Below are 6,432 nucleotides of genomic sequence, written 5' to 3' on the forward strand. Positions count from 1 at the left end.
AAGTGAATTTCGCGAAGAAAGCCGCCGCTGGGCTGGCCACTGCGACCGCCGGAATGCTGCTCGCGGCAACCCCCTCTTACGCGGCGCCTATCAGCGATGACGTGACCGCGGCCTACGTGGTGGTGGACGTCGAGTCCGGCGAAACCGCGCTGAAGCACCACGAGCACGACAAGTTCCGCTCGGCGTCGTTGGTGAAGCTGCTGATCGCGATCGACTACCTGGAAGCCTTGAACGGCGGGGAGATCCCGGCCGAGGACCGCGCGCTGCTGGAACCGATGCTGCGCTCCAGCAACGACGACGCCGCCAGCGCGCTGTGGGTGCGCGGCGGGCAGAAGGCGATCGTCGATCGGATGGTCGCCAAGATCGGGCTGGTGGACACCGCGGCGCCGGTCGACGAAGGCATGTGGGGCTACACCGCGCTCAGCGCGTCCGACGTGGCCAAGATCTACCAGTACATCCTGCACGACGCGGCCCCCGAGGTCCGCGAGTTCATGCTGACCAACCTGCACGCGCACACCAAGTGCGCGGACGACAAGTTCGACCAGTCCTTCGGGATTCCCAGCGCGGTGGACGAACCGGGCGCGGTCAAGCAGGGCTGGTCCGGGTTCGGCGCCGCGCCGGAGCCCGGCAAGGAGTGCAAGGACTCCAGCGACCCGCAGCTGAGCCTGAAGGTGCTCGGCTCGCCGGAGGTGCGGCAGGCCCGGGAGATCGCGCCGGGTGAGGAGACGACGCCCCAGGCGGCCGACGACATCGACCTGAAGCGGCCCGCCATGCACACCTCGGGCACCGTCGGCGACGACGAGAAGATCATCGTGCTGCTCACCCTGGAGCCGGAAAAGACGCCTTGGGACACCGCCGCCGCGCGGACCACAGCGCTGACCGAAGTGCTGGACCGGGCCAGCAGCTGATCGAATTCCACTGTGGAGGGCACCTCGAACGGTTCGGGGTGCCCTCCACAGGTTTCCCAGAGGTGACCGATGCGAATCCTGTTCAACGGTCGGCCGCACGTCCACTACCGGCAGATCTACGTGGCGAGCGGGCTGAACCTGGATCTGACCGACGCCTGCGCGGGTCAGTCCAACGGCCTTTGCGGTGCCGCAGTGCCGGGTTCGCTGTTCCTCACCACCGGCCTGCACACCGGGCACATCGCTTTCACCGTGGAGCTGCACGAAAAGCCGCCGCCGTTGGACGAGTCGTGGCAGGAGATCGTCGAGGTCTCCTTCCGCCCCGTCGAACCGGACGTCGCGCTGGTGCAGTGGGCGGGCGAGGCGGCGTGGCCGCTCGATCTCGAATTGACCAACTACCGGGTCCGGTACTGCGCGACCGGCATGGACCAGGCGCGCGAGGCGGACACGATTCTCGACGATGGGCCGCCGCTGGACCGGTATCTGCTGCAGTTCTGGCCATCCCCGCCCGCGCCGGATCAGGTGGTGAAGCAGACCAGCGACAGCGCGGCGTATTGGCACGACATCGCCCGGAAGACCACGCCGCCGCCGACTCCGGAGGAGAAGGCCGAGGCGAAGCGGCGCGAGCAGCTGGCGCTGAAGCAGGCGAAGGACGACCGCGAGGCCGAGCGCTGGGGTGGTCGCCCGCCTTCGGAACGGCTGCGCACCCTCGGCGGCAACGTCTGGGGCATGGCCAAACTGGACCGCGATCTGGTGGATGCGGTCGAAGCCATCTCTCCCGATCGGCAGCGGATGCTCGCGCGGTGGGCGGCTCGTCGGGCCTGCACCGAAGCCGGACTCGTGGTGCTCGACAGCGTCGAGCGAGCACTGGCGGCCGCCGATCGGCAGGAGCCGCTTCCAGCGCCGTTCGACGACGAACGGCAAGCCTGGGAATGGCTGCTGCGCGATGACCAGGTGCCGCACACGACCGTCGCACAAGTTCCGTTGGACGCCAACGGTTTCGACGCCCCACCAGCGCCGCGGATGCTGCAGCAGGCCATGGCGCTCCCGGCGCTGTTCGCCGCCGTCGACACCGATCCGCTCCGCGGCGCGCTGGACGCGCTGTTCGCGATGGCGCACACCTTCGGCCCCGCATACCGCGCGGTCTTCGCCGAAGCCCGCGATCTGCTTGCGTAGTACGACATTCGTTGGACAACCGCGTCTGTTGTCTCCAGCTGCGAACAAATACGGCGAATAAGAGCGCGCGGATTGGTGTGTCGGGGTGGTCGTCAGGCGAGCGGCGGCAGCCGCTTCCTCCCACCCTCGCAACTTGCACCGCCGCGGGTTCTCAGAGGTTTTCTCGCGAGGACAGGGGTACCGCTACCGGCACCGCCACGAAAGCCACGCCGAGCACTCATAAAATACGGTGGTGTTCAGCGAAGAGAGGGGGAGTACTTCGCCGAACACCACCGCAGGGGGGTGTGGTCGCTTGAGCCGAAACGACCACTTGGAGTGCGTAGCAATCTACGCAGCACGGAATGTAGTAGTGATCATGGAACGCTGGCCAGCGGCATCGTCGGAACGCACCTGTTCAGGTGGCGGAAGCCAGCCGTCCGGATGATCTCAGCCGGTGACCGCGTGGTGCCCGCGGACGGGGTCCGGGGTGGGCGCGGTCGGCAGGCTCGGCGAGGTGGCCTCGCCGGGGCCGCCAGGTCCACCCGGCCCACCGGGGCCGCCAGGTCCGCCGGGTCCACCTGGCCCACCAGGTCCGGGCTCGCAATCCGCCCCACCCGGGCCCGGCTGACCTCCGGAGCCCCCTGGCCAGTCGAATCCGCCCGGCCAACCGGGGCCACCCGGCCAGTCGGGGTTACCCGTTCCGCTGGAGCCGCCCGGACCAGTCGTCCCAGGTGGGCAACCTGGCTGTTCAGGCTGGTTCGGTTCCTCTGGTTGCCCCGGCGGCTCGGGGGTCCCCGGCCCCGGGCTCCCCGTCTGCGGGTGGTCCACGATCGGTGCGTTGACGCAGTTGTTGGCCAGCGGCGACAGGATCGGCACGACGGCACCGAGCACCGCGATGTTGTTGCCGCACAGCTGGATCGGCAGCAAGCTCAGGTTGTTGTCGTTGCCCAAGTTCACGCCGTCGTTGTCGGTGCTGTCGGCGAACGCTGGCGCACCGCTGACCAGCATTCCGGCGCTCGCGGCGAAAATCCCCGCGACACAAGCCGTCCTACGCATACTCGCACTTCCTTTTCTGTGTTTTCCGGGAAAACTCCAGCCGCGGCGTCACCGCAGGTGGACGAGGGTGCCCAGCGGCAAGGTGGTCAGCAGCCGCAGCGCGTCATCGGGCACCCGAACGCATCCGTCGCTGCTCGCCTGCCCGAACACGGCGGGGTCGGGCCAGCCGTGCAGCGCGACCGTGCCGGGACCGCCGCCGTAGGTGTTGAAGGTTTCCGAATGCACGCCGAGCGGCAGGATGATCGGGCTGAACCGGGTCACGGTCTCCTCGATCGCGGCCATGATGAAGGTGCGGCCACGCGGTGTCGGCGAGTCCGGCGCGCCGACACCGACAGTCCACTCCCCGACCACCGCACCGTTGTTGCGCACCACGAGCCGCCGTGCGTCGATGTCGACGTCCACGACGTAGGGCGACCGAGCGCGGTCGACCCGGCCATCGGGGCGCACCCAGCCGGTGGCCCCGTTGGGGCGCGACGGGAGCAGCACCTGCGCCCACGGCCCGCGTTCCGCGATGACCGGCACCCAGGTGGGGTTCTCCAGCTGGGTGGCGGGAAGGCGGGCGAACACCGGGCCGTCGGGCGCTTGGTGCACGGGGATGTCCTGCTTGACGTGCAGCACGACGCCATCGGTGTCCGCGGTCGGCGCCGGATCCAACGGCGCCGAGGGAAAGTCGGCGAAGGTGGTCGCCGACACCTGCATGCCGAGGTCGGCGCGGGCCATCGCGTGCGCGGGCTCGATCGGAGTGGCGCCCGCACAGCCGGTGAGCGCGAGGCACAGCGCGCCGAGCGCGGCGGCCGTCGTCGCCCGGACTCGGCGATCGGCGGAATCAGCTCGTCTGGCACCAGTTGTGCGAGGTCTCATGATCGGCTCCTGGCCCGTTTGCGTACCTGTTGTCGGCAGCGTCCGGCGATGGCCGGGAAGCACCTGCGGCGGGCAGCCTGATCTGCGAGATCAAGTGCCGCCGGGAAGCTAACCCGTCCCCGGCGAGCAACGACGCAGACCATCCGGAGCACGACCACGCACATTGCCTGCCTGATCAGGACAAACAAGCCAGTGCGACTGTCAACTTTGGATCGTTACGCGATATAGACCGCTCGATCGTGTGAGGTTTTTACCTCTATTGAGCGACAAAAGGCCGGGTCTTCCGAGTCGAGGGGCGACTCGGAAGACCCGGCCTGTCAGGAGCTCGCTATGTCACTTCCAGGTGGCGGCGAGACCCAGCGGCTGGCTGTTGGAGTCCGTCGGCTGGTACTCGACGGTGAATCCGGTGGCGTCCGCGGGCACGTCGTAGATGATCTGGCCGGTGGCGACCTCACCGTCGGCGGTCAGCAGGTGGATGAACGACCCCGAGATCTCCATCGACGCGATGGCGGGTTCGTACCGGTTGCCCTGCGCGTCGACCAGGATGAACTCGTCCTCGCTGACATTGCCAGCGATGCCCTTGAGCAGCGACGCCTGACCCTCGACCACGACGAACTTGCCCTTCTCGGGCGGGAAATCGGCCTGCGCGGCGTCGTAGTCGGCAGGTGCGCCGATGGTCACCTGCAGTTGGGTGTCCTCGTCCGCCTGGAACGTGATCGGCTGCCCGAAGGCGACGTTCTGCGGGCCGGTGGACTCCTCGGATTCGGTGCCGCTCTGGCTGGTGCCCTCCGTCGAGGCGGAGTTCCCACCGTCCGACGCGTCCGACTCCGCGGCACCGCAGCCTGCTAACCCGATCAACAACGCCGCGGCTAACGGCGCAATCAGCCTCTTCAATTTTCCTCACACGAATTGATAGGTCTGGTCCAACGGCGGTCACGTTGCCACAAGCACCCAGACGGAACAATCAGAACGGACAAATGTCCTATGGAGTACTTCAACTGAACTCCGGATGCGCAACCGGGCAGCCGCGAAAACTGCTGACATGACCAGGGTTTACGACTTCGCGGACAGATTCCGCTGCAACAGCAAGGTACCGATCCAGCGGCCGAACTTGTGGCCCACATCATGCAGCCGACCGACCTCCCGGAAACCGCAGGCGCGATGCAGTGCCGCCGAGGAGCCGTCCCCGTCGTCGGTGATGACCGCGATCATCTGCGCGACCCCGGCTCGTGCGCTGCTCGCCACCAAGTCCCCGAGCAGGAGCCGCCCGAGTCCCTTCCCGGTCCAACCCGGCGCGAGGTAGACGGTGTCCTCGACGGTGTAGCGGTAGGCGGGCTTGGGGCGCCACGGCGCAGCGTAGGCGAAGCCGACGAGCTCGGTGCCGACCTCGACGACCAGGAACGGCAGCCCGTTTCGGGTCAGCGCGTCGAACTTCTGCCGCCACTGGGCCGCGCTCGGCGGCACCGTCTCGAACGTGGCGGTGCTGTCGTTGACGTAGTGGGCGAAGATCTCGGCCACTACGTCGAGATCCGCGTCAACGCCGGACCGCACGCACGCGTCTCCTGCGCCCATCAACACTCCCAATTTCTCTATAGTGAATAGACTTGCCATTATAGTGAAAACATGGACCTGGTGGAACTGGGCAAACGCGTGCAAGCGCTGCGGATCGACCGGCGCATGACGCTCCAGGACTTGGCAACGGCTGCGTCCGTGAGCGCGGGGATGTTGTCCGCCGTGGAACGCGGGCAGAAGGCGGCGACCATCGTCGTGCTGGCCCGCATCGCTGACGGCCTGGGCGTCCCGATGGCGGACCTGATCACCGCGCCGGAGCGGGTGATCGTCCGGCGCGCGGCTGAGCAGGATGCCATCGACGAAGTCGGTGGATGGCAACGCACCATCCTCAGCCCGGTGGTGCCAGGGGTGAACTTCGAGTGGATCCGGTCCAGGCTGCCCGCTCGGTGCGATGCCGGGCTCTTCCCCGCCTACGCACCCGGCTCGCACGAGTTCGTCGTGGTGGAGTCCGGCTGCCTGCGGCTGACCATCGGCGCGGAGGTTTTCGACTTGGCGGCCGGAGATTCGCTGTACTTCGCGGCCGACACGCCGCACGGCTACGCCAACACCACCGACGAACCCTGCGCGTACTACGTCGCGGCGTTGATCATGCGGCCACGCCGACCGACGGCCGACCGATGAATTCCGGGACGCCCGGGAGTCTGTACCGGTAGGGGCACTGTCGTGAGTGGTAATGGCCGTTCTTACGACCGCTGCCACTCACGACGTGGTGGGTTGGCCGGAGCCCGGTCGAGCACGCACGGCCCCGGACTGGGGGTGTGGCCGGGGGGGGCCCGCACCCCCCCCCCCCCCCCGGGGCTGATTTCGCGGGCCCGCGACCGGGTTGTGGGGGCGATTTTGCGCGAAATAGGCACCCCCCCCACCCCCCGCCACCGGATAAGTG

The 6,432-nt window shown here is 68.1% G+C and carries 7 protein-coding genes; 3 read left to right on the forward strand and 4 right to left on the reverse strand.

Annotated features, from left to right (window positions below):
• Positions 1-2 precede the first annotated feature (2 nt).
• Positions 3-908, forward strand: a complete 906-nt coding sequence (locus MOQ72_RS39415) for a serine hydrolase (RefSeq protein WP_242191075.1) — start codon at positions 3-5, stop codon at positions 906-908.
• Positions 909-977: 69 nt separating this feature from the next.
• Positions 978-2,081: a hypothetical protein gene (locus MOQ72_RS39420; protein ID WP_242191076.1), complete on the forward strand. Its 1,104-nt coding sequence runs from the start codon at positions 978-980 to the stop codon at positions 2,079-2,081.
• Between the two features lie 426 nt (positions 2,082-2,507).
• Here the strand turns inward: MOQ72_RS39420 and MOQ72_RS45450 are convergent, their stop codons facing one another.
• The 4 genes from MOQ72_RS45450 to MOQ72_RS39440 form a co-directional block, all read right to left on the reverse strand.
• On the reverse strand, positions 2,508-3,116 hold the full coding sequence (locus MOQ72_RS45450; RefSeq protein WP_308198053.1) for a hypothetical protein: 609 nt from the start codon (positions 3,114-3,116) through the stop codon (positions 2,508-2,510).
• 48 nt (positions 3,117-3,164) lie between these two features.
• Positions 3,165-3,977 (reverse strand): L,D-transpeptidase, encoded by an 813-nt coding sequence (ldt-CoaP, locus tag MOQ72_RS39430; protein ID WP_242191077.1) that lies wholly within the window; start codon positions 3,975-3,977, stop codon positions 3,165-3,167.
• A gap of 333 nt (positions 3,978-4,310) precedes the next feature.
• Positions 4,311-4,871, reverse strand: coding sequence for a DUF4352 domain-containing protein (locus MOQ72_RS39435; protein ID WP_242191078.1), 561 nt, complete (start codon positions 4,869-4,871; stop codon positions 4,311-4,313).
• A gap of 159 nt (positions 4,872-5,030) precedes the next feature.
• Entirely contained in the window at positions 5,031-5,528 is a 498-nt protein-coding gene (locus MOQ72_RS39440) for a GNAT family N-acetyltransferase (RefSeq protein WP_308198054.1), read from the reverse strand.
• A gap of 72 nt (positions 5,529-5,600) precedes the next feature.
• On the opposite strand from MOQ72_RS39440, the gene MOQ72_RS39445 reads away from it, so the two are divergent.
• Positions 5,601-6,170, forward strand: coding sequence for a helix-turn-helix domain-containing protein (locus MOQ72_RS39445; RefSeq protein WP_242191080.1), 570 nt, complete (start codon positions 5,601-5,603; stop codon positions 6,168-6,170).
• The last annotated feature ends 262 nt before the right edge of the window (positions 6,171-6,432 follow it).

The organism is Saccharopolyspora soli (genome assembly GCF_022678645.1).
In the GTDB taxonomy this organism is placed as follows: Bacteria; Actinomycetota; Actinomycetes; order Mycobacteriales; family Pseudonocardiaceae; genus Saccharopolyspora; species Saccharopolyspora soli.

Coding starts and splice junctions, on each gene's coding strand:
- MOQ72_RS39420 (WP_242191076.1), top strand. CDS start 978: ATGCGAATCCTGTTCAACGGTCGGCCGCACGTCCACTACCGGCAGATC.
- MOQ72_RS45450 (WP_308198053.1), bottom strand. CDS start 3,116: ATGCGTAGGACGGCTTGTGTCGCGGGGATTTTCGCCGCGAGCGCCGGA.
- ldt-CoaP (WP_242191077.1), bottom strand. CDS start 3,977: ATGAGACCTCGCACAACTGGTGCCAGACGAGCTGATTCCGCCGATCGC.
- MOQ72_RS39445 (WP_242191080.1), top strand. CDS start 5,601: ATGGACCTGGTGGAACTGGGCAAACGCGTGCAAGCGCTGCGGATCGAC.